Source organism: Millisia brevis NBRC 105863 (genome assembly GCF_001552615.1).
Lineage (GTDB): Bacteria > Actinomycetota > Actinomycetes > Mycobacteriales > Mycobacteriaceae > Millisia > Millisia brevis.
The window spans coordinates 1-19,260 of record NZ_BCRN01000033.1 but is presented as its reverse complement, the minus strand read 5'-3'; the positions used below and the strand labels follow the sequence as shown (position 1 = coordinate 19,260).

At 69.7% G+C, this 19,260-nt stretch carries 19 protein-coding genes and 1 pseudogene; 11 read left to right on the top strand and 9 right to left on the bottom strand.

Translation table 11 applies throughout. The features are described 5' to 3' along the window. Nucleotides 1-52 precede the first annotated feature (52 nt). Nucleotides 53-1,345 carry an acyl-CoA dehydrogenase family protein gene (locus tag MB1_RS24505; RefSeq protein ID WP_066913669.1) on the bottom strand — a complete coding sequence of 431 codons (1,293 nt, stop codon included), beginning with the start codon at nt 1,343-1,345 and terminating at the stop codon, nt 53-55. A 178-nt stretch (nt 1,346-1,523) separates the two neighbouring features. Here MB1_RS24505 and MB1_RS24500 point away from each other — a divergent pair, with 178 nt between their 5' ends. The 3 genes from MB1_RS24500 (at nt 1,524) to MB1_RS24490 (ending at nt 3,576) form a co-directional block, all read left to right on the top strand. Beyond that, on the top strand, nt 1,524-2,447 hold the full coding sequence (locus MB1_RS24500; protein ID WP_066913667.1) for an acyl-CoA thioesterase: 924 nt from the start codon (nt 1,524-1,526) through the stop codon (nt 2,445-2,447). A gap of 399 nt (nt 2,448-2,846) precedes the next feature. Beyond that, on the top strand, nt 2,847-3,161 hold the full coding sequence (locus tag MB1_RS24495; RefSeq protein ID WP_066913665.1) for a DMT family transporter: 315 nt from the start codon (nt 2,847-2,849) through the stop codon (nt 3,159-3,161). A gap of 40 nt (nt 3,162-3,201) precedes the next feature. Beyond that, nucleotides 3,202-3,576 (top strand): DMT family transporter, encoded by a 375-nt coding sequence (locus MB1_RS24490; RefSeq protein WP_066913663.1) that lies wholly within the window; start codon nt 3,202-3,204, stop codon nt 3,574-3,576. Nucleotides 3,577-3,605: 29 nt separating this feature from the next. On the opposite strand, the gene MB1_RS24485 is transcribed toward MB1_RS24490, so the two are convergent. The 4 genes from MB1_RS24485 to MB1_RS24470 form a co-directional block, all read right to left on the bottom strand. Next, on the bottom strand, nt 3,606-4,082 hold the full coding sequence (locus MB1_RS24485) for a PaaI family thioesterase (protein ID WP_066913661.1): 477 nt from the start codon (nt 4,080-4,082) through the stop codon (nt 3,606-3,608). Between the two features lie 118 nt (nt 4,083-4,200). After that, on the bottom strand, nt 4,201-5,430 hold the full coding sequence (locus MB1_RS24480; RefSeq protein WP_066913659.1) for a M20 family metallopeptidase: 1,230 nt from the start codon (nt 5,428-5,430) through the stop codon (nt 4,201-4,203). An 81-nt stretch (nt 5,431-5,511) separates the two neighbouring features. Further along, nucleotides 5,512-6,747, bottom strand: a complete 1,236-nt coding sequence (locus tag MB1_RS24475) for an aminotransferase-like domain-containing protein (RefSeq protein ID WP_066913657.1) — start codon at nt 6,745-6,747, stop codon at nt 5,512-5,514. Then, the gene (locus MB1_RS24470; RefSeq protein ID WP_066913675.1) at nt 6,744-9,755 is read right to left on the bottom strand and encodes an FAD-binding and (Fe-S)-binding domain-containing protein; all 3,012 of its coding nucleotides are present in this window, start codon (nt 9,753-9,755) and stop codon (nt 6,744-6,746) included. Before MB1_RS24470 ends, MB1_RS24475 begins: the two co-directional genes overlap by 4 nt. 175 nt (nt 9,756-9,930) lie before the next feature. Between MB1_RS24470 and MB1_RS24465 the strand changes: the two genes are divergently transcribed. The 3 genes from MB1_RS24465 (at nt 9,931) to MB1_RS24455 (ending at nt 12,160) form a co-directional block, all read left to right on the top strand. Beyond that, nucleotides 9,931-10,932: a D-2-hydroxyacid dehydrogenase gene (locus MB1_RS24465; RefSeq protein ID WP_066913655.1), complete on the top strand. Its 1,002-nt coding sequence runs from the start codon at nt 9,931-9,933 to the stop codon at nt 10,930-10,932. Between the two features lie 141 nt (nt 10,933-11,073). Beyond that, nucleotides 11,074-11,469, top strand: coding sequence for a PPOX class F420-dependent oxidoreductase (locus MB1_RS24460; protein ID WP_084352643.1), 396 nt, complete (start codon nt 11,074-11,076; stop codon nt 11,467-11,469). Between the two features lie 28 nt (nt 11,470-11,497). Next, a complete protein-coding gene (locus MB1_RS24455) occupies nt 11,498-12,160 on the top strand; it encodes a (2Fe-2S)-binding protein (RefSeq protein ID WP_066913651.1) in 663 nt (220 codons plus the stop codon). Nucleotides 12,161-12,184: 24 nt separating this feature from the next. Here the strand turns inward: MB1_RS24455 and tpx are convergent, their stop codons facing one another. Further along, entirely contained in the window at nt 12,185-12,679 is a 495-nt protein-coding gene (gene tpx, locus MB1_RS24450) for a thiol peroxidase (protein ID WP_066913649.1), read from the bottom strand. 69 nt (nt 12,680-12,748) lie between these two features. Further along, the gene (locus MB1_RS24445) at nt 12,749-13,546 is read right to left on the bottom strand and encodes a siderophore-interacting protein (RefSeq protein ID WP_084352641.1); all 798 of its coding nucleotides are present in this window, start codon (nt 13,544-13,546) and stop codon (nt 12,749-12,751) included. Nucleotides 13,547-13,682: 136 nt separating this feature from the next. Here MB1_RS24445 and MB1_RS24440 point away from each other — a divergent pair, with 136 nt between their 5' ends. The 3 genes and pseudogenes from MB1_RS24440 (at nt 13,683) to MB1_RS24430 (ending at nt 15,864) form a co-directional block, all read left to right on the top strand. After that, nucleotides 13,683-14,636 carry an SPFH domain-containing protein gene (locus MB1_RS24440; RefSeq protein ID WP_066913645.1) on the top strand — a complete coding sequence of 318 codons (954 nt, stop codon included), beginning with the start codon at nt 13,683-13,685 and terminating at the stop codon, nt 14,634-14,636. A gap of 19 nt (nt 14,637-14,655) precedes the next feature. After that, nucleotides 14,656-14,847, top strand: a pseudogene (locus MB1_RS26380) (type II toxin-antitoxin system antitoxin); the annotation flags it as partial. A gap of 432 nt (nt 14,848-15,279) precedes the next feature. Further along, nucleotides 15,280-15,864 carry a LysM peptidoglycan-binding domain-containing protein gene (locus MB1_RS24430; protein ID WP_066913642.1) on the top strand — a complete coding sequence of 195 codons (585 nt, stop codon included), beginning with the start codon at nt 15,280-15,282 and terminating at the stop codon, nt 15,862-15,864. A 73-nt stretch (nt 15,865-15,937) separates the two neighbouring features. Here MB1_RS24430 and MB1_RS24425 read toward each other — a convergent pair whose 3' ends face one another. Further along, nucleotides 15,938-17,101: a TDT family transporter gene (locus MB1_RS24425; protein WP_066913673.1), complete on the bottom strand. Its 1,164-nt coding sequence runs from the start codon at nt 17,099-17,101 to the stop codon at nt 15,938-15,940. 94 nt (nt 17,102-17,195) lie between these two features. Here MB1_RS24425 and MB1_RS24420 point away from each other — a divergent pair, with 94 nt between their 5' ends. Further along, nucleotides 17,196-18,146, top strand: a complete 951-nt coding sequence (locus MB1_RS24420) for a LysR family transcriptional regulator (protein WP_066913641.1) — start codon at nt 17,196-17,198, stop codon at nt 18,144-18,146. Here the strand turns inward: MB1_RS24420 and MB1_RS24415 are convergent. Further along, nucleotides 18,128-18,592 carry an SRPBCC domain-containing protein gene (locus MB1_RS24415; protein ID WP_066913640.1) on the bottom strand — a complete coding sequence of 155 codons (465 nt, stop codon included), beginning with the start codon at nt 18,590-18,592 and terminating at the stop codon, nt 18,128-18,130. The genes MB1_RS24420 and MB1_RS24415 overlap by 19 nt on opposite strands. 186 nt (nt 18,593-18,778) lie before the next feature. On the opposite strand from MB1_RS24415, the gene MB1_RS24410 reads away from it, so the two are divergent. Then, nucleotides 18,779-19,240, top strand: a complete 462-nt coding sequence (locus tag MB1_RS24410; protein WP_245650353.1) for a M15 family metallopeptidase — start codon at nt 18,779-18,781, stop codon at nt 19,238-19,240. Nucleotides 19,241-19,260 lie beyond the last annotated feature (20 nt).

Genomic DNA, 19,260 nt, shown 5'->3' with positions numbered 1-19,260 from the left:
CTGAGTGCGGGCGGCGACGCGGCGCGGGGCGACCGGGGTGGGGGAGCTGCCGTCAGCCGCTCAGCAGACCCCGGGCGACCTGCGTGATCTGTACCTCGTTGCTGCCCGCGTAGATCATCAGCGACTTGGCATCGCGCGCAAGCTGTTCGACGTGGTACTCGCGCATGTACCCGTTGCCGCCGAGCAACTGCACGGCGTCCATCGCCACATCGGTCGCGGCCTCCGCCGAGTACCACTTGACCACCGAGGCCTCCGAAAGTGTCGGGGTCTCGCCCTGCGTGGACATCTCGATGCCCTTGAAGATCATGTTCTGCACATTGACCCGGGCCAGTTCCATCCGGGCGAGTTTGAGCTGGATCAGCTGGAAGTCCGCGATCGGCGATCCCCAGAGCGTGCGCTCCTTCGCGTAGGCGGTGCAGATGCGCAGACACTCCTCGATCACGCCGAGGGCCATCGCGGCGATTCCCATACGCTCGGCCACAAAGCCGGCCTTGGCGCTGGCCCGCCCGTCGCCGCCGGTGTGGTGCTCGGTCTCGCCCAGGAGCCGATCGGGGGTCAGCCGGACGTCGTCGAAGAACAGTTCGCCGGTGGGCGAGGAGTTCATCCCCATCTTCTTGAACGGCGGCGCCTGGACGAATCCGTCCATCCCCTTCTCCAGGACGAAGGTCAACACCGGACGGTCCCGCTTGTCGACGGTCGGATCGCCCTCGTCGAGCTTCGCGTAGACCAACACGATGTCGGCGTCGGGGCCGTTGGTGATGAACGTCTTTCGGCCGTTGAGGATGTAGTCCTCGCCGTCGCGGCGCACATACGACTTCATGCCGCCGAAGGCGTCCGACCCGGAGTCCGGCTCGGTCAGCGCCCAGGCGGCGACCTTCTCGAACGTCGCCAGCGGCGGCACCCAACGCTTCTTCTGGGCGAGCGTGCCGCGGGAGAGGATCGTGGCGGCGCCGAGGCCGAGGCTGACCCCGAGGGTGGCGCAGACGCCCATGCTGACCGCGGACAGTTCCTTGGTCAGGATGATGTTCATCGACCCCGCCGCCAGCGGGTTGCCCGACGACGCCTTCTTCTTACCGCCGTCGGAGCGCTCCGAACTCGCGGAGGTCTCGGAGCTTTCGGGCGGCGTCGGGGGAGCGGCTTCGGCGGCTTCCTGCTTGGCCAGCAGCTTGCCGACCATGTCGGTCGCCATCGCATCGATGCCGAACGTGGTGAAGAGGTTGCGGATGATCGGGTACGGCTTCATCTCGCCACTCTCGAGGGCCTGGATATGCGGGCGCACCTCCTTGTCGACCCACTCGCGCACCGCGTTCTCGATCATCACGTCGGTTTCGGACCATGCGTACATGTCGTTCTTTCCTCACATCGGTGGCAGCGGACGAACAGTGCATGAGACACTATGTCTCACACATTACCCGTGACATCGTCGCTGCGGAACGATCGAGGCAGTGCCGCCGTGGCACCGCCGCACCGCCCGTGCGTGGCGCCCCCGTAGTGGCGAGCATCGCGCTCCTATAGTGGCGAGCATGGCTCGCGGTGGATCCCGGACGATCGCGGATTCGCGACCTTCGATCAGCAGCATTCTGACCCTCGAACAACTCGACGAGGACCGTTTTCGCGGCTTGTCCCACGTGGAAGCGCCCCGGATCTTCGGCGGTCAGACCTTCGCCCAGGCGGTGCTGGCCGCCGGGCGCACCGTCGCCCCCGATCGGCTGCCTCACCACGCGCAGGCGCATTTCCTGCTCCCCGGTCGTGCCGATCTGCCCGTCGACTACCGGGTGGAGACCGTGCGCGACGGCGGCAGCTACTCGACCCGGACCGTCCACGCCGGCCAGGCCGGCGTCGAGATCCTCGCGCTGACCGCCTCCTTCCAGCGACATCGCGACGGCTTCGCCTTCCACACCGCCGAACCGCCCGCCGTACCCGCGCCGGAGGAACTGCCGACCCTCGACGAGCTCGTGGCCGCCGACCTGCCCGCGCTGGGCTGGCTGGGCGACCTGGCCTCGGTGCTCGCCATCGATCTGCGGCTGCCCGAGTCATTCCCCCAACTGCGCAGCCGCCGCGGCGAGGTGACCGCTCCCGAGCAGTGGATGTGGCTGCGGGTGGACGGGCCGCTGATCGACGATCCGCTGATTCGCGCTGCGGCCGTGGCATATTGCTCCGACCTATTCTTGGTGTCGGCCGCCTTCTCGCCGCAGGGCGGGATTTCCGGCAGCCCGGGAACCGATATCGCGACGCTCAACCACGCGGCATGGCTGCACGCGGATACGCCGATCGATCAGTGGCACCTATACCAGCACAACGGCTTCTGGTCCGGAGACGGGCGCGGGATGGCCCGCGGCGTGCTCTTCCGGCAGGGGGTACCCGTCGCGACCACCATGCAGGAGGGGTTGCGTCGATCCGGCGGTCGGGCGGGGATCCGCGCGCTGCGCGCGGACGAGGGAGCCTAGGTCATCGTACGGTCGTCGTACCGGCTTCGTTGACCGGTCGAACCGCCGCGTTCGTTGCGAGGTGGACGGTTGTCCTGGACGTATGTCCGAGAATTGCTTGCTCGCAAGGATTCCCGACCATCGGGGTGGGCGGGGTACCGTTTCGATCGAGGGAATATCCTCGAGGGGCGCCGCCGCGGTCGCGGTCGGCGGGTTGTGCGCGGTCGCGACATCGCGTCGGCAGCAGATCGCGCACGTACTGTAGTGAACAACAGAACGAATTCGAGGACGGTACGGCAAGACTCGCGTCACCGCGATATGTCGACCGTCGGATATCGGCCCCGGCGGACGGGATGCCGGTGGTGAATGGTGGTTCGACCGCGCCCGGGCCGACACGCGAACGGATGTAAAGGATGTCTGGTGGAGTGGGCCGTTCTGGTCGTCTCGGGAATGCTGGAGGCGGTATGGGCCGCGGCATTGTCGGCTTCGCGCGGCTTCAGCAAGCGGGGGCCGACGATCCTGTTCGGCGTCGCATTGATGGCGAGCATGGCCGGGCTGGGGTACGCGATGACCGCGATTCCCACCGGGACCGCGTACGCGGTGTGGGTGGGGATCGGCGCGACCCTGACCGCGCTGTGGGGGATCGTCTCCGGCCAGGAACGGGCCACCGTCGCACGCGGCCTGCTGTTGCTGCTGTTGATCGTCTCGGTGATCGGCCTGCGGGTCTTCGCATGACACGGGCCACCGGCGTTCCGATGAGCGGCGCGGCGGCCTGATGGCCTGGCTGGCGCTGCTGTTCAGCGCGATCAGTGAGGCGGTCTGGGCGACGTCGCTCGGCTACTCCGAAGGCCTCTCCCGTCCGGTGCCGACCGTCGTCTTTCTCATCGCGTTGATCGCCAGTTCGATCGGGTTGGGATGGGCGGTGAAATTCATCCCGATCGGCACCGCCTACGCGATCTGGACCGGGCTGGGCGCCGCGATGACCGTCGGCTGGGGGATCGCGACCGGAGCCGAACACGCCTCACCCGCGAAGCTGATCTGCCTGGCCGGGATCATCCTGGCCGTGGTCGGCCTGCGCCTGATCGCGTCTCCCCGCTCGGACGACACCGAACCGTCCCGCGATGTGATCGCCCGCGCCGCTCCGGACTAGGTCCACGGCGGATAGTCGACGGTCTGCGATCAGCCGGCAGGTCGGTGGGCCCGCAGCTGGTAGGTGCCGGTCGTGGTGGCGACCACCGTGCCGTCGACGTCGGTGACGGTGGCCTCCAGCAGGTAGGTGCTCTTGCCGCGCTCCAGCGCCTCGGCGCTGATCCGTTCGATCTCGGCCGCCGACAACGTCGACTGCGAGATCACGTCGCTGCGGGCCGGCGCCCGGAAGTTGATCTGCATGTCCTTGACCAGCGGATAGAACCGGTCCTGATCGAACGACGCCCACGCCAGGGCCCCGCCGAGCAATTCGGCCACGGTGAACAGCACCCCGGCGTACATCACCCCGAAGTGATTGCCGTTGCCCGCGAACGGTGCCCGCATCGACGCGAAGCCCGGACGCACCTCGATCGCCTCGATGTTCATCGACGCCGAGGTCGGAATCATGGTGCCGAGCGACCGGTTGAGCACGGTCGCAAACGGGGTGTTGTCGCTGCTCGGATCCGTCACGGGTCCACATCCTTTCGTGGCGGGACCGCATCACCGGCGATGCGCGTCCCCCGAAGGCACCGTCTCACGGTCGAGAGCCGGGAACAAGGACGGTTCGGAAGCGGTGTTGGAGAAAGGCTCAACTCAACAGGCGCGAGGCCAACAGCGCGTAGGCGCGGGCGGCGGTATCCAGGTCGCCGATCGCGATCGACTCGTCGGGCCGGTGGGCCTGCTCGGTCAGATCCCCCGGGCCGAGCACGATCGTCGGAATCCCCAGATCGCGGTGGACGAAACCCCCGTCGCAGGCCGCGGTCCACCCGGTGATCCCCGGCCGCGGGCCCACATCGGCGACCGCGCCGGCCGCGGCGGTGACCAGCAGATGATCGGCATCGGTGACGAACCCCGGCGTCTCCATGATCGGACGTACCTCGATCCCGATACCGTCGGTATCGATCCCGGCGGCCGAGATCATCGCCCGCAACCGGTCGGCGACCCCGGCCGCGTCCTCGTGGGGAAGCAGGCGGCGGTCGACGCTCATCCGACACCCCGAGGCGACCACCGAGGTGCTCTGGCCACCGGAGATCGTGCCGACATTCCAGGTGCCCGACCCCAACAGCGGATCCGGGGCGCCCGCGAGCCGGGCATGATCGGCGCGGATCACCTCCACGACGCGGGCGGCGGCGTCGATCGCGCTGCGCCCGTCCGAGGGGCGCCCGGAGTGCGCGGCCCGGCCGGTCACCTCGATCCGCAGGTAGCTCACGCCGCGGCAGCCGCGCACGATGTCCATATCGGTGGGCTCGGCGACCACGCAGCCGAGGAAGGAGTGGCCGCCCGAGCGGGCGCCGACCGGGTCGTCGACGAAGGCGCGCACCCCCAGCCCGTGCTCCTCCTCGTCGACGGTGCAGACCAGCCGTACCGGCCCGTCGAGGGTGGTGCCCCGGTCGCGGAGGCGGCTGAGCGCGGCCATCGCGCCGACGATCGCGGCGAGACCCCCCTTCATATCGGTGGCTCCGCGCCCGATCAACCGATCGCCGATCATGCGGACCCAGAACGGATCCCCGGTCCACCCCGGCCCCGCCGGAACAACATCGGAGTGTCCCAGGAACATCAGACCGGGGCCGGCGCCGCCGGGAAGGGTGGCAACCAGATTCGGGCGGCCCGGTGCGACCTCCCGCAGGGTGACCGTGCACCCGAGGTCGCTGCACGCGGCGGCGAGGATATTGACCACCGCCTGCTCGCTGCCGCCGGGGTTGATACTCGGAGCTTCGATCAGATCGGTTGCCAGCCGGACGATCTCGTCGACATCGATCAGCTCCAACAGGGCATGCTCCGACGCCGTGTACGGCGCCGGACGATCGACTGCGGTCATGTCATCCTCCGGGTCGACGGGACGGGACGTCGACGGTGGACCGATGATCGCGCCGGCCCACCGTCCGACGGTCCATCCTGTCTACCCGACCGGCGAGCCGGAAGACAGTCGTTCCAGGGTTCCGGCCAGCCGCCGGATGCCCTCGTCGATCCGCTCCGGCGTCGACGAGGCGAAGCACAGGCGCAGCGCGTTCGTGAACCGCTCGGACGGTGAAAGTGCCGGTCCCGGAATGAATGCGACCCCGTCGGCCAATGCCGGTTCGAACAGTTCGCGGGTGTCGATCCCGGCGAATCTGCCCTGCAGGGTGACCCACAGGAAGAAGCCGCCCTCCGGCCGGGTGGCGGTCGCGGCGTCGCCGAGATGCCGCTCGATCGCGTCGAGCATCGCGTCGCGCCGGTCGCGGTACAGCGGACGCAGCCGCGCCAGGTGAGCGTCGAGACCGCCCCGGGCGAGATACTCCGCCACCAGATATTGGTGCGGCACATTGGTACAGGTGTCCATCACCTGTTTCGCGTTGATCAGCACCTGCCGCAGCGACGGGTCGGCGTCGACCCAACCGACCCGCAGCCCCGGCGCGAGGATCTTCGAGAACGTCCGCACCCCGAAGACCAGGGGATCGCCGGGGCTCAACTGCCCGAAGGAGGGCACGTCGGAGCCGGCGAACCGCAGCAGGCCGTACGGGTCGTCGTCGATGATGATCGAGCCCCAGCGATGGGCCAGCCGCAACAATTCCTCGCGCCGCTCCCGCGAGAGCGTCGCCCCGTACGGGTTCTGGAAGTTCGGGATCGTGTAGATCGCCTTCGGGAGTCGACCCTCCCGCGCGACCAGGTCGACGAGATCGTCGATCCGCATGCCGTCCTCGTCGATCGGCACCTCGAGCAGCTGCGCACCGTAGGCGAGCGCGGTGGCGCTGCCGTTGGTGTACGTGGGGGATTCGACGACCACCAGGTCGCCGGGGTCGACGAAGAGCTTGTTCGCCAGGTCGAGGCCCTGCATCCCGCCGCTGGTGATCACCATCCGATCCTGCGAGGTCCGATCCGGGGTGCCGGCCAGATAGCTCTCCAGCCGATAGAGCAGGGGCGCCTCCCCCTCGCTGGAGCCGTAGCTCAGGGCGGCGCCGTCGAGGGTGTCCGCGGTGATCTCCCGGAACTGCGCCACCGGGAGCGCCTCGTCCGCGGGCGATCCCATCGCGAACTGCACGATGTCGTGCGTCTGGGCGGCCAGCAGCGAGGTCGACGAGTCGATGATCGAGCCGACCAAATCGGCGGCGCGGGCGGCGAGACGCGGCACCGAGCGGCCGGTCGAGCCGGCGGTCAACGTCGGTCTCCGTTCGAGCGGGGGTTCGAGCCGGGGTTCGAGCCGGGGTTCGAGGTGGGCGTCGAGCGGGGGATCGGATCGGGACTCGGCGCGCAGGAATTGGCCAACAGCTGCGCCAGGTGGAGGCCGCGGGCGGAGATCGCGGGGTCGCCGGCGGACAGGTGGTCGACCGAGAGGCTGCAACTGAGGCCGTCGGTGATCACCGGGCGCTCGCCGCCGGCGCGCAGAGCCGGAGCGAGGGAGTGCTCGGCGACCGCGGTGCTGACCTCGTAATGGCCGCGTTCGAAGCCGAAGTTGCCGGCCACCCCACAGCAGCCCTCGGCGGCGTGGACCTCGACGCCCAGCGCACGCAGCAGCCCCGCCCCGGACCGGGCGCCGAAAACCGCGTACTCGTGGCAGTGCTGTTGGAGGGTGACCGCGGCGGGCAACCCGGTCGGCCGCCACCCCCGATCGACCTGCGCCCGTACGGCGGCGCCGAACGACAACACCCGCGCCGCGACGCGGTGGGCGGCGGGCTCGTCGACCAGCTCGGGAAGATCGCTGCGCAACGTCGCCGCGCAGCTGGGCTCCGGCACCACTATCGGCCGGTCGCTGCCGTCGTCGAGAGCGCGTGCGGTCCGCGCCAACCGGCGCCGCGCACCGTCGAGCTGCCCGGTCGAAATCCACGGCAGAGCGCAGCAATTCGTCCCCGCCGCGCAGCCGATTCGATCTCCCGCGGCGCCGAGCACCGCGGTGGCCGCCACCGCGACGTCGGGGCGGAAGGCGCGGGTGAACGAGTCGACGAATAGGACGGTGTCGGTGGACGCGGTCACCGGCGGTAGACCGCGCAGGCGTCCGCGCTCGCGTCGCCCGGCGAACCGCGGCATGGTGCGCCGCCCGTCGAGACCGGCCAGCCGCGCGGCCCAGCGCGCCGGGGCGCCGGTCGCCGCCGCATTGATCACCGGGGCGATCAGCCCGGCCCCCGGCAGCCACGCGGGCATCCGCCCGACCGTGTAGTGCGCGACCGGCCGGCGCCGACCCGCGTAGTGGTGGTGCAGGAACTCCGCCTTGTAGGTCGCCATGTCGACGCCGGTCGGGCAGTCGGACGAGCACGCCTTGCAGGACAGGCACAGGTCGAGCGCCTCGGCGACGTCGGTCGATTCCCACCCCTCGTCGACGCCGGTGCGGACCATCTCCTGCAGCACCCGGGCGCGGCCGCGGGTGGAGTCCTTCTCGTCGCCGGTCGCCCGGTAGCTCGGACACATCACCCCGCCGGCGCTCGAACGGCAGCGCCCGACCCCGATGCAGCCCTGGACGGCGTGCGCCAACGGATCCGTCGTGTCGGTCGCCGTCAGGGTGAAGACGGTCGGGCGCCGGCGGACCGGGATATCGGCCAGCGCGAGGTCGTCGATGATGCTCGGCGGATCGATGATCGTGCCGGGGTTGAGGATGCCGTCCGGATCCCAGATGCGCGCGAATTCGTCGAACAGTTCCAACATGCGGGCCGAATACATGATCGGCAGCAGTTTCGAGCGGGCCCGCCCATCGCCGTGCTCCCCGGACAGCGAGCCGCCGTGGGCGACCACCAGCCGGGCGGCGTCCTCGCAGAACCGTTGCATGACACGGCGACCGGTCTCGGTGCGCATATCGAAGGTGATGCGCACATGCATGCAGCCGGCGCCGAAGTGCCCGTACATCACCCCGGTCAGGTCGTGTCGATCGAGTAGGGCCTGGAAGTCGACCAGATAGTCGGCGAGCCGATCGGGGGCGACCGCTGCGTCCTCCCAGCCCGTCCACGACTCGTAATTCGCACCGGCGGAAGGATTGTCGGGGTCGACCAGACGTGCGGTCAGGCCGGCGCCGTCCTCGCGCACCCGCCACAGCGCCGCTCGCCCGGCCGGATCATCGATCGCCGCGGCGGCCACCGCCCGTCCCTCGGTGGTCAGGGTGTGGACCAGCAGTTTCGCGGCGGCGGGGACGTCGGGCTCCCCGACCGCGGTCGCGGACTCGTCGTCGAGATCGATGAACAGCCACGCGTCACCGTCCGGGAGCCCGGCGACCGTATCGGGCCCGCGCCGGGCCGCCATGGTGGTCACCAGCCGGCGGTCGACCCCCTCGACCGCCGACGGACGCAGCGGCAGGATCAGCGGGACATCGCGGGCGGCGTCCTCGACCGACCGGTAACCGACGCACACCAACAACTGGGTGGTGGGCGCCGGCACCAGCCGGACGGTCGCCCCGACGACGATCGCGCAGCTGCCCTCGCTGCCCACCAGGGCGCGCGCGACGTCGAAGCCCTTCTCCGGCAGCAGATGCGACAGGTGATAGCCGGACACCTGGCGGGGGATCGTGTCGAGTTCGGTGCGCAGGATCGACAGGTTGGTGCCGGCCAGATCCCGCAGCCGTTCGGTCAGCGCGCGGGCGCGGACCGCCGCGGGGGCGTCCGCGGGATCGGTCGGGTGAATGCCGTCGCGGTCGGCGGTCAGCCGCAGACCCTCCGCGGTGACGATCCGCAATTGCTCGATGTGGTCGGTGGTGCGGCCGTGGCGGACGGAGTGGTTGCCGCAGGCGTCGTTGCCGATCGCTCCGCCGACCGTCGCACGGGAGGCCGACGACGGATCGGGGGCGAAGGTCAGGGCGCCGTCGGTGGCGCGTTCGACCGTCCCGGTGAGGTCCTTGAGGATCACCCCCGGCTCGACCACCGCCACCCGACGCTCGGCGTCGATCGACCGCACCGCGGTCATGTGGCGGGACAGATCGATCACCACCCCGGCGCCAACCGCGTTGCCAGCCATCGAGGTACCGCCGCCGCGGGCGATCACCGGTACCCGGCGACGATGGCAGTAGGCGAGCGTCGCGGCCACCTCGTCGGGGCTGCGCGGGAAGACGACCGCCAGCGGCCGCACCCGATAGTTGGACGCGTCGTAGGAGTACTCGGACAGTCGGCGGGAGGAGATGTCGACCACGACGCCGCCCGCGCCCAGTTCGCGGGCGATCGTTGCCGCGTCGATGGCGATCGACGTCGACATCAGCGGACCGCCGGCATCATCGGGCCGCCCGTCCGGTCGGGCCGCGCCGGCCGGGCGCCGGCGGCGATGGGACGGCATCGCCGGTGCGGGTTCTCGACGATGGCGGTCACCGAACCACTCTCGAGCGGGATCGTCGGATTGTCAACAATATGGCGGCGCTGGATAGAATCCCGCCATGCCCGCCCCTCGACCGATCCTGGTGATCCTCGGCGCGCCGGGGCAGCCCGCGCCGGCCGACCTCGCTCGGATCGAGCGGTTGGCCGAGGTGCGATGGTGCACCGCCGCGACGCTTGCCGACGCCCTGGACGGGGCCGAGATCCTGCTGCTGTGGGACTACTTCTCGCGGGCGCTGAAGGACACCTGGGGTGCGGCGACCCGATCGCTGCGCTGGGTGCACGTCTGCGCGGCGGGCGTCGACGCTCTACTGTTCGACGATCTCGCGGACTCCGACATCGTCGTCACCAATTCCCGCGGCGTCTTCGACCAGCCGATCGCGGAATATGTGCTCGCGTCGATCCTGGCCCGGGACAAGCTTATTCACCAGTCGATGGCCTTGCAGCGCGAGCGCGTCTGGCAGCACCGCGAGACGCGGCGCACCGCGGGATCATCCGCCCTGGTGATCGGAACCGGGGCGATCGGCCGGGCGATCGCGCGCCTGTTGACCGCAGTCGGCATCCGGGTGACCGGGGCCGGGCGCACCGCGCGGGTCGACGATCCGGACTTCGGGACCGTCATCGCCACCGGTCGGTTGGCGCAGCGGGTGGGTGACTTCGACACGGTGGTGGTCATCGCCCCGTTGACTACGAGCACCGACGGGCTGATCGACGCGCCGGTCCTCGCGGCGATGCGTCCCGACGCCCACCTGATCAACGTCGGACGCGGGCGCCTGGTCGACGAGCCGGCCCTGATCGACGCGCTGCGCGATGGGCACATCGGCGCCGCATCGCTGGATGTCTTTGCTGCCGAACCGCTTCCGACGGACAGTCCGCTCTGGGATCTGCCGAATGTGGCGATCTCGCCGCATATGAGCGGCGACGCGGTCGGTTGGCGCGACGAGTTGTCGGGGCTCTTCCTCGACAATCTGGAGCGCTACTTGTCGGCCGACTCGGTGCCGCCGGCATCGGTCCTGCGCAATGTGGTCGACAAGCGCCTCGGCTTCGTCGCCGGCGGGTCCTGAGGCCGCCTCTCCCGGCGCACTGCGGTCCGGTCGGGCGGGGCGAGCAGACGGTCTCCGGTCGACTCATTGTGACCCGTGCCGGGACGGGCCGGGGTGGACGTCGCGGCACCGGGTACGGCGCGCGTACGGCAGACTGGCGTCATGTCCCTCGCTGCAGCGAAGTATGTGAGCCTGACGTCGTTCAAGCGCAACGGTGAAGGTGTCGCCAGTCCGGTCTGGATCGCGCCGCTGGCCGATGGTCGGCTCGGGTTCACCACTGATGCCGACTCCTGGAAGGTCAAGCGGATCGGCAACAACCCGACCGTGACCGTGCAGCCCTGCAATGCCCGCGGCAAGGTCTCCGGCTCGCCCGTCGAGGCCACGGCCGCCGTCTACCCGTCCGGTCCCGAACTCGACCAGGTCGGCGCGGCGATCAAGAAGAAGTACGGCTTCCAGGTCACCGCCATCCACACGGTGCAGAATCTCGTCCGCACGATCCGCCGGCAGCCGGCCGCCGCAGCCCAGGTAGCCGTGGTGATCGATCCCGCCCAGCGCTGAACGGGCGGGTAACGGTCATCATGATGGGGTGACCGACCCGGCCGGCCTCGGCGAGATCTTGCGCGCGATCGGCGAGCGCAGCCCGCTGACGGTGGTGCGCCTCGCCGACCCCGAGTCGACGGCCGAGCCCGCAGACGGGGGCTGGCGGCCGTGGTCGCAGTTGTACACCCGATCCGGGCTCGAACCCGAGGTGGCGGACATCGCCCGGCGCCTCGGCGGAGCGGAGATCCGGGTGGCCGCCTCGACGCTGCAGTTCTCCCACGCGGCGCGGATGTGGACCTTCGCGCTCGGCGTCCACTTCGCCACCGGTCGACCGCCGGATCTGTCCGCGGCCGGCCTGTGGTGGCGCGGGGACGGATCGACCTTCGAGATGTTGTGGACGCGTCCCGCGCTCGGAGCCTCGCCGGCGACCGAGGTGCTGACGCGGCAGCTGACGCCGTACCACGCGGCGATGGCCGGGATGGTCTCCGAGCGGGTGCTCTGGGGCAACGCGGCCTCGGCGCTCACCGGGGCGGCGCTCGTCCTGGGGCGCCCGGCGGACCCGATCGTCGGGCGCCTGCTCGCCGAACCACAACTGCGCGACGCCTACGATCCGATCGCGCGGCGCCGCCGCAGCTGCTGCCTCTTCTACCGCACCAATTCGCTTGGCCTCTGCGGTGATTGTGTCCTGGACGCGGTACCCGCCGGCTGACGGGTACCGCCGATCCGGACGTGATCAGTCGAGCGAGGCGACCGCGATGTTGTAGTGCGGCTCCTCGGTGATCTCCTCGATCAGGCCGCTGTAGAGCACCTCGCCGTCGGCACCGATCACCACGACGGCGCGGGCCAGCAGGCCGGCGAGCGGGCCGTCGAGCATCGTGACGCCGTAGTCGGTGCCGAAGGTCGACCGGAACGCCGACGCGGCGATCGCCTTGTCGATGCCCTCGGCGCCACAGAAGCGGGCCTGCGCGAACGGCAGGTCGTTCGAGACGTTGATGACGGTCGTATTGTCCAGCCCGGCGGCCAGCTTGTTGAACGCGCGGACGCTCGCCGCGCAGACGCCGGTGTCCAGGCTCGGGAAGATGTTCAGCACGATCCGCCCGGTGATCTCGTCCGACCGGACCGGGGCCAGGTCGACGCCGGTCAGATCGAAAGCGGGAGCGGTCGATCCCACCGCCGGAAGTTCGCCGACGGTGTGGACCTCAGTGCCCTTGAATGCGGTGGTTGCCATGGACCCATCCTCACAGAAGCGATCGGCGGCCCGCCACCGAATCGGGGCGAACGGTGTGTGTACGCGACATCACCCGACGCTGGCGCGACCGTGCTTCCAGTATCCGACGAAGGTGATATCGCCCTTCGGAACACCGCGGGTGACCAGGTCGCGGCGCAGCCCGGTGGGCAACGCCTGCTCGCCGGCGACCCACACATAGAGCGGATCACCGGAAAGCTCGGCGCCCGACACCGTTTCGAGGGCCAGGGCGCCGGGGTGCGCGGCGGATTCGCCGCGCGCCAGCCAGTGCAGCGTCACCCCCGCCGGATGGTCGGCGTCGGCGATGATGTCGTCGGCCAGCGGGACCTCGAGGTACGCGTCGCCCACCGTCGCGGGATCGAGGCGTTCGAGGATCGACAGGATCGCCGGCACGGCGCTCTCCTCGCCGACCAGCAGAACGCGACGATCCGGCGCGGGCGGCAGGTAGTAGATGCCCTCGGGGAACAGTCCGACCGGCTCACCGGGCTGCACGGCCGCGGCCCAGGCGGACGCCGGCCCGGCGTCGCCGTGCAGGGCGAAGTCGATATCGACCTCACCGAGATCGGGGCGGATCGAACGAATGGTGTAGTTGCGCACCCACGGTCGCCGCGACTTTGGCTTGAGGAGGAATTGCGCGATCCAGACGTTGTTCGACATCGTGGGCATCTCCAGCGCGGTCTGCCCCTCGCGCAGGAAGAACAGTCGCACGCTGTAGTCGAAACCCATGTCGTCCAGGGTGGTCAGGTCGTCGCCGCGGATGGTGACGCGCACGAAGGTGGGGCTGAGCCGTTTGGTGGCCACCACCTCGCCGGTCACCATGTGGCGGGTCTTCGGCTGCTGGATCTTCACTGCGGAACCTCCCGAGAAACATAGGTAATGCACGCCTAACTTACCAGCGTCGGGTTCGAGCGCACGGTCGGCGCTTGCAAAAGTGATATCACTTTGATAGAACTATGCCTGTCGGACTCGCATAAGGAGGCCCATCATGGCCGGTCCATCCACTACCGTCTCCCCTTCCGTCGCCGTCGATGTCGATATGCCCGAACCGCAGGTGCGTGAACGGGTCATCGAGGGCGCCAACGGATTTGTCTATCTGACGATCAGCCTCGCCGTTCTGCTGGTCGGTCTGGCCGTCGGTGGCTACAGCCTCTATCAGCTGGCCGAGGGCTCCGTCCCGGTCGGTTTGGGTCTGCTGGCGATCGCCATCGTGGCGCTGTTGGCCGCGCTGGTGATCCCGATCGGTCTGACACCGGTCGCGCCCGGCGAGGCTCGGGTGGTGCAACTCTTCGGCCGATACCGGGGAACGCTGCGCGAGAGCGGCTTTCGCTGGGTGAACCCGTTCACCGTGCGCACGAAGGTGTCGACCCGTATCCGCAACCACGAGACCGAGATGGCCAAGGTCAACGATGCCGACGGCTCGCCCATCGAGATCGCCGCCGTGGTGGTCTGGCAGGTCCTCGACACCGCGCGTGCCAGCTTCGAGGTGGACGACTTCGTCGAATTCGTTGCGATCCAGTCGGAGACCGCGGTGCGTCATATCGCCACCAAGTACCCCTACGACAGCAACGATCCGCAGACATATTCGTTGCGGGACAACGCCGATGAGATCACCACGGAGCTCTCCGCGGAGATCGCGGCGCGGGTGGAGTCGGCCGGCGTGAAGATCATCGAGTCGCGGATCACCCGACTGTCCTATGCCCCGGAGATCGCGCAGGCGATGCTGCGACGCCAGCAGGCCGGGGCGGTCATCGCGGCCCGCGAGCGCATCGTCGAAGGCGCGGTCGGAATGGTGAAATCGGCCCTCGACAGCCTGGCAGCCGAGGACGTGGTCGATCTCGACGAGGAGCGCCGTGCCGCGATGGTCAGCAATCTGTTGGTGGTGCTCTGCAGCGACAGCGATACCCAGCCGGTGATCAATACCGGATCGCTGTACCAGTAGTCGATCGTCGGTATCGATCATGGTCGGCGAACGCAAGAAATTGCTGCTGCGGCTGGATCCGGTGGTGTACGACGCGCTGGCGCGGTGGGCCGGGGATGAACTCCGGTCCACCAATGCCCAGATCGAGTTCCTGTTGCGTCGAGCCCTCACCGACGCGGGCCGCGCACCGCACGGCGCCGGTCCGATGCGTCGGCGCGGACGTCCACGCTCGCAGCAGGACCCGGCGCCGGACGGGTCGGTGGACCCGGATGCGGAACCATCGGAACCGGGCGCCCGGGAATCCGCCGCGGAGAACGACGGCATCGGCGCCCCGGACGCCGTTTCGGACGGCTGACCACCCCGGTCCGCTCGACCGAAAAGTCGGTTGTGTCGCGTCCGGGAAAGCCGCGGCGACGAATGTCGTAAACGTGACTTCCGAACGAATCAACGTGACGGTAATCCTACCCGGGGCCCGCGTCCGAGACATTGGCGAACCGTTCGATTAACCGATGCCCCGGATTGGGTAACGGCCTACCAAAGATCATCGCGTGTTGGTGGGAAAAGTCGGTTCTCGGCGGTAGGGTGCGGCAGTGGTGGCCATCGGAGTTCGACCGGGGTCGCCGATCCGACACTCGATCGAACGAGCAACCCCAGAGGGGAATTGATGGCTGACACGCTGAAGGCAGGCTCGAGCCTGAGCACCGGAGATTCGCTGACCTCGGCCAACGGCGCCTACACGGTGACGCTGCAGGAGGACGGCAATCTGGTGCTGTCGGAGGGCGGCAATGCCGTCTGGGCCACCGGCACCAATGGCTCCGGTGCGAACAAGGCCTCCGTTCAGGAGGATGGCAACTTCGTGCTCTACGCCGGTGACAAGCCGGTCTGGGCCTCCGACACCGCCGGCAAGTCCGGTGTCTGGCTGGTGCTGCAGGACGACCGCAACCTGGTGCTCTACGAAGAGGGCAACAACGGTGTCTGGTCCTCCCGCACCGTGACCGACACCCCGCCGGCTCCCGCGCCCGAGCCGGAGCCCGAGGCCGCGCCCGTGCAGACGATCACCGAGGCCGCGGCTCCGCCGCCGCCCCCGCCGCCGGCCCCGCGCACCTACACCGTCGTCTCCGGCGACACCCTGTGGGCGATCTCCGAGCGCTTCTACGGCGACGGCAACCGCTACCGGGAGATCGCGGCCGCCAGCGGCATCGCGAACCCGGATCTGATCAACGTCGGTCAGGTTCTCACCATCCCGTGATGAACGGCTGAGACCGAACCCTTCGAGGGGCGGACACCGGACAGGTGTCCGCCCCTTGTCGTATTCGTGCTCCCTACAGTGCTTTTCGTGTCCCTATCGGTGCCATCAGGAGGCTGCCGTCCAGCGCCCCGGCGAGCGTGCGCCGGGCGACGCCGGCCCACGCGCCGACCAGGGCGACCCCCAACGCCGCAGCGATCACCGTCAGAACCGTTGCGCCGGTGGTCGTCGCCAGGGCGGATGCGCCGGTGGTCATCGTGCCGACCGGGAAGGTGAACGACCACCACGTCAGCGCGAAGGGGAGCCCGTCGCGGCGGGCGCGGATGGTCAATGTCACGGCGATCGCCAACCAGAACAACCCGAACCCGAACATCGGCAGGCCGTAGACCAGGCCGAACGCGCGGAAAGCGTCGCCATACGGGGCGGGCAGAATCCGGGCGGATTCGTTACCGAGATGATGTGCGGCGGTGATGGATTGCCCGACGGGGCCCAAAGGAATCCACAGGGTGGGCACCAACACCGCAGGACCCACCTTGTGATGCAGCAGGCGGTGCCAGATCAGGGTGACGATGATCAATGACGCGATCACCGTCAGTCCGAACATCGCCCAACAGGCCAGCAGCATCGTCAGCTGCCATTGCCCGGCGGGCAGATCGGGGATCAACGCCGCGCCGGTGGCGGCGCTGACCATCGGTGCGACCACCGACATCAACCACGGCCCGCCGGCCGCGTCCTCGGAGATGCGGTGGGTGGTGAAGGCGCGCAACGGAATTGCAACCGCGACCCAGAGTCCGAGGGCGGTACCGATCAGCCACAGGACGCCGGCGGTCAACCGAGCCGGGGTCTCGCCGATCAGAGGGCCCGCCACCAGACCCGCGCCGGCGCCGACGGTGAGCGCGGCCATCGCCGGCGCCCCGTAGAAATGCGCGAGAACGGGGTCGTCGACGTGCCCGCGCGCCACCCGCGGATACCGCACCCAGTGCGCCGCGGTCGCCGCCGTCACGACAACCAGGAGAAGCGCCGCGAGCACCCACATCCCACGGGCGGCCACCAACAGACCCGGAACCGTCACCGGCACAACGGTCATCACCACCGCGACGATCCCCGTGCCCATCACCGTCGCAAACCAATTCGGTCCCACGAACCTGAGGCGCCCCGTGGCGTCGCGCGCCGGCCGCAGCGGTCCGTCCGATGCCGGGACGCCACCGATGCGGCGAGTGGATCGGTCGATCGTGGTCATGCCTGCCAGCCTGGGCGATACCAGCACGCGCCGGTAGCCGTCGATCTCCTGTAGATGCACAGGTGGAGCCTGTGCCCGGTATACGGTGGAGCCTGTGACCTCGCGGGTACCCGACCTCGACGTCCTGCGGCTGCTCGTATCGGTCGCACGACTCGGCAGTATCGGAGCTGCCGCGCGGGCGCAGGGCATCACCCAACAGTCGGCGTCCGAGCGGCTGCGCATCACCGAAGCGCGGGTGGGTGTTCCGCTGATCCGGCGCAGCAGCCGCGGCTCCGATCTGACCCCGGCCGGGGTGGTGCTTGTCGGCTGGGCGGATCGACTGCTCGACCTCGCCGACGAGATCGACCACGCGATCGACGGCCTGCGCGAGCAGAGCGGCCGTGAGCTGGTGGTGTGGTCGAGTCTGACCGTCGCCGAGACCCTGCTGCCCGGCTGGCTGGTGCGACTGCGGCGCCGACAACTGGCCGATGGGCTGACCCCGGCGACGGTGAGCCTGGTCGCCACCAACAGCGTCGGGGTGCTGCGCGGCGTCCGGGACGGCAGTGCCCACCTCGGCTTCGTCGAAGGGGCGGAGGCGCCGCCGGATCTGCAGGCGGTGGTCGTCGGCAATGACGAACTGGTGCTGGTGGCCGCGGCGGGCAGTCCACTCGCGCGCCGACCCCGGCCCGTCGCCGTCGACGAGATCGCGCGACTGGATATGACCGTCCGCGAGGCCGGATCCGGCACCCGTGAAGTGATCGAACACGCACTGGGGCGCTCGGGACTGGAACTGTCCGGGGAACTGGTGGAGCTGACGACGGCGACCGCGATCCGCTCGGCCGTACTCGCCGGAGGCCCGCCGGCATTCCTCAGCCGTCGGTCGGTGGCGATGGACCTGGCGTCCGGTCACCTGGTGGAGGTCGCGGTCGGCGGGGTGGACCTCACCCGGAGGTTCCGCGCGGTGTGGTCCGGGCCGCGCCGCCTGCCGGCCGGCCCGGCACGCGAACTGGTGGGTATCGCCCGCGCCGACGACGGCGTGGTGGGCCGTCAGTCGCGTTCGACGTAGTCGGCCAGATTCGCCAACGAGGACGCCAAACCCTCGGCGTGATCCTCCGACGAGATGCCGTCCGGCACGTCGGTGGCCAGGATGTCGACCCGAGTGCCGTTGGTGTGATCGGTGACCGACCAGGTCATGCGCATCGTGCCGGCGTAGGCCGGGTCGGGCGAGACGAAGTCGACGTCCTGAATGACCCGAGCGTTCGGCTCGATCGCCACGAACCGTGCGTCGACCAGGTCGGAATCCGGCGTGCTCTTCCCCGACTCGGCGGTCTCGTCGCGGTAGCGCAGGACCATGCGATATCCGCCGCCCGGCCGCGGGTCGAAGTGGTCGAACGAGCCCTGCATGCCGTCCGGTGGCAGCCACTGGGCGAGCGCGTCGGGGGTCACCAGCGCAGCGAATACGCGGGAGATCGGCGCGGCGACCACCCGCGACGCGGAATCGATATGCGGCATGCCCGCAACTGTAAGGTTCGGGTGATACGAGCCACAGGTCTACGTGGAGTGAGATCGGCGACACTCCGTGTGGTTGTTGTCCGGTCCGTCGGCGTCGGGTCCGCCGCGCCGGCGATGCGGGTCGCCGCGCTGCTAGGGTCCGCTGCTGTGTGGCGAACAGGTGGCGGGGCCCTTCTCGCGGTGGCGGTGACCGCTCTGCTGGCGGTGGGTCCGGCGGCCGCTGATCCCGTGACGGACGGTGCGTCGTCCGCCGAGGTCGGCTCTGCTGCCGGTACGTACGGGCTCGCACCGGATCTGGCGGCCGCGTACTCCTTGGCCGAGCAGGAGGCACGGTGGCAGGGCGTGCCGCTGTGGATCACCTCCGGCTATCGCAGTTGGTCCGAGCAGCAGTCGATGTGGGATTCGGCGGTCGCCCAGTACGGTAGCCCCGCCGAGGCGCAGCGGTGGGTGCTCCCACCGGACCGCTCCACCCACGTCAGCGGCACCGCGATCGACGTTGGCCCCTACGAGGGCGCCGCCTGGCTCGAGGCCAACGGCTCGACCTGGGGGCTCTGCCGCACCTACGCCAACGAATGGTGGCACTTCGAGCGGGTCACCGTCCCCGGCGGAACCTGCCCACCGATGGTCGCCGACGCCGCGAGCCGGTAGACCCGCCCCACCCTCGCCCC

What these genes read in the sequence shown, in the direction of transcription:
- MB1_RS24505 (WP_066913669.1), bottom strand. Translation starts at nt 1,345, where the DNA reads ATGTACGCATGGTCCGAAACCGACGTGATGATCGAGAACGCGGTGCGC.
- MB1_RS24500 (WP_066913667.1), top strand. Translation starts at nt 1,524, where the DNA reads ATGGCTCGCGGTGGATCCCGGACGATCGCGGATTCGCGACCTTCGATC.
- MB1_RS24490 (WP_066913663.1), top strand. Translation starts at nt 3,202, where the DNA reads ATGGCCTGGCTGGCGCTGCTGTTCAGCGCGATCAGTGAGGCGGTCTGG.
- MB1_RS24480 (WP_066913659.1), bottom strand. Translation starts at nt 5,430, where the DNA reads ATGACCGCAGTCGATCGTCCGGCGCCGTACACGGCGTCGGAGCATGCC.
- MB1_RS24470 (WP_066913675.1), bottom strand. Translation starts at nt 9,755, where the DNA reads ATGTCGACGTCGATCGCCATCGACGCGGCAACGATCGCCCGCGAACTG.
- MB1_RS24465 (WP_066913655.1), top strand. Translation starts at nt 9,931, where the DNA reads ATGCCCGCCCCTCGACCGATCCTGGTGATCCTCGGCGCGCCGGGGCAG.
- MB1_RS24460 (WP_084352643.1), top strand. Translation starts at nt 11,074, where the DNA reads ATGTCCCTCGCTGCAGCGAAGTATGTGAGCCTGACGTCGTTCAAGCGC.
- tpx (WP_066913649.1), bottom strand. Translation starts at nt 12,679, where the DNA reads ATGGCAACCACCGCATTCAAGGGCACTGAGGTCCACACCGTCGGCGAA.
- MB1_RS24440 (WP_066913645.1), top strand. Translation starts at nt 13,683, where the DNA reads ATGGCCGGTCCATCCACTACCGTCTCCCCTTCCGTCGCCGTCGATGTC.
- MB1_RS24430 (WP_066913642.1), top strand. Translation starts at nt 15,280, where the DNA reads ATGGCTGACACGCTGAAGGCAGGCTCGAGCCTGAGCACCGGAGATTCG.
- MB1_RS24425 (WP_066913673.1), bottom strand. Translation starts at nt 17,101, where the DNA reads ATGACCACGATCGACCGATCCACTCGCCGCATCGGTGGCGTCCCGGCA.
- MB1_RS24415 (WP_066913640.1), bottom strand. Translation starts at nt 18,592, where the DNA reads ATGCCGCATATCGATTCCGCGTCGCGGGTGGTCGCCGCGCCGATCTCC.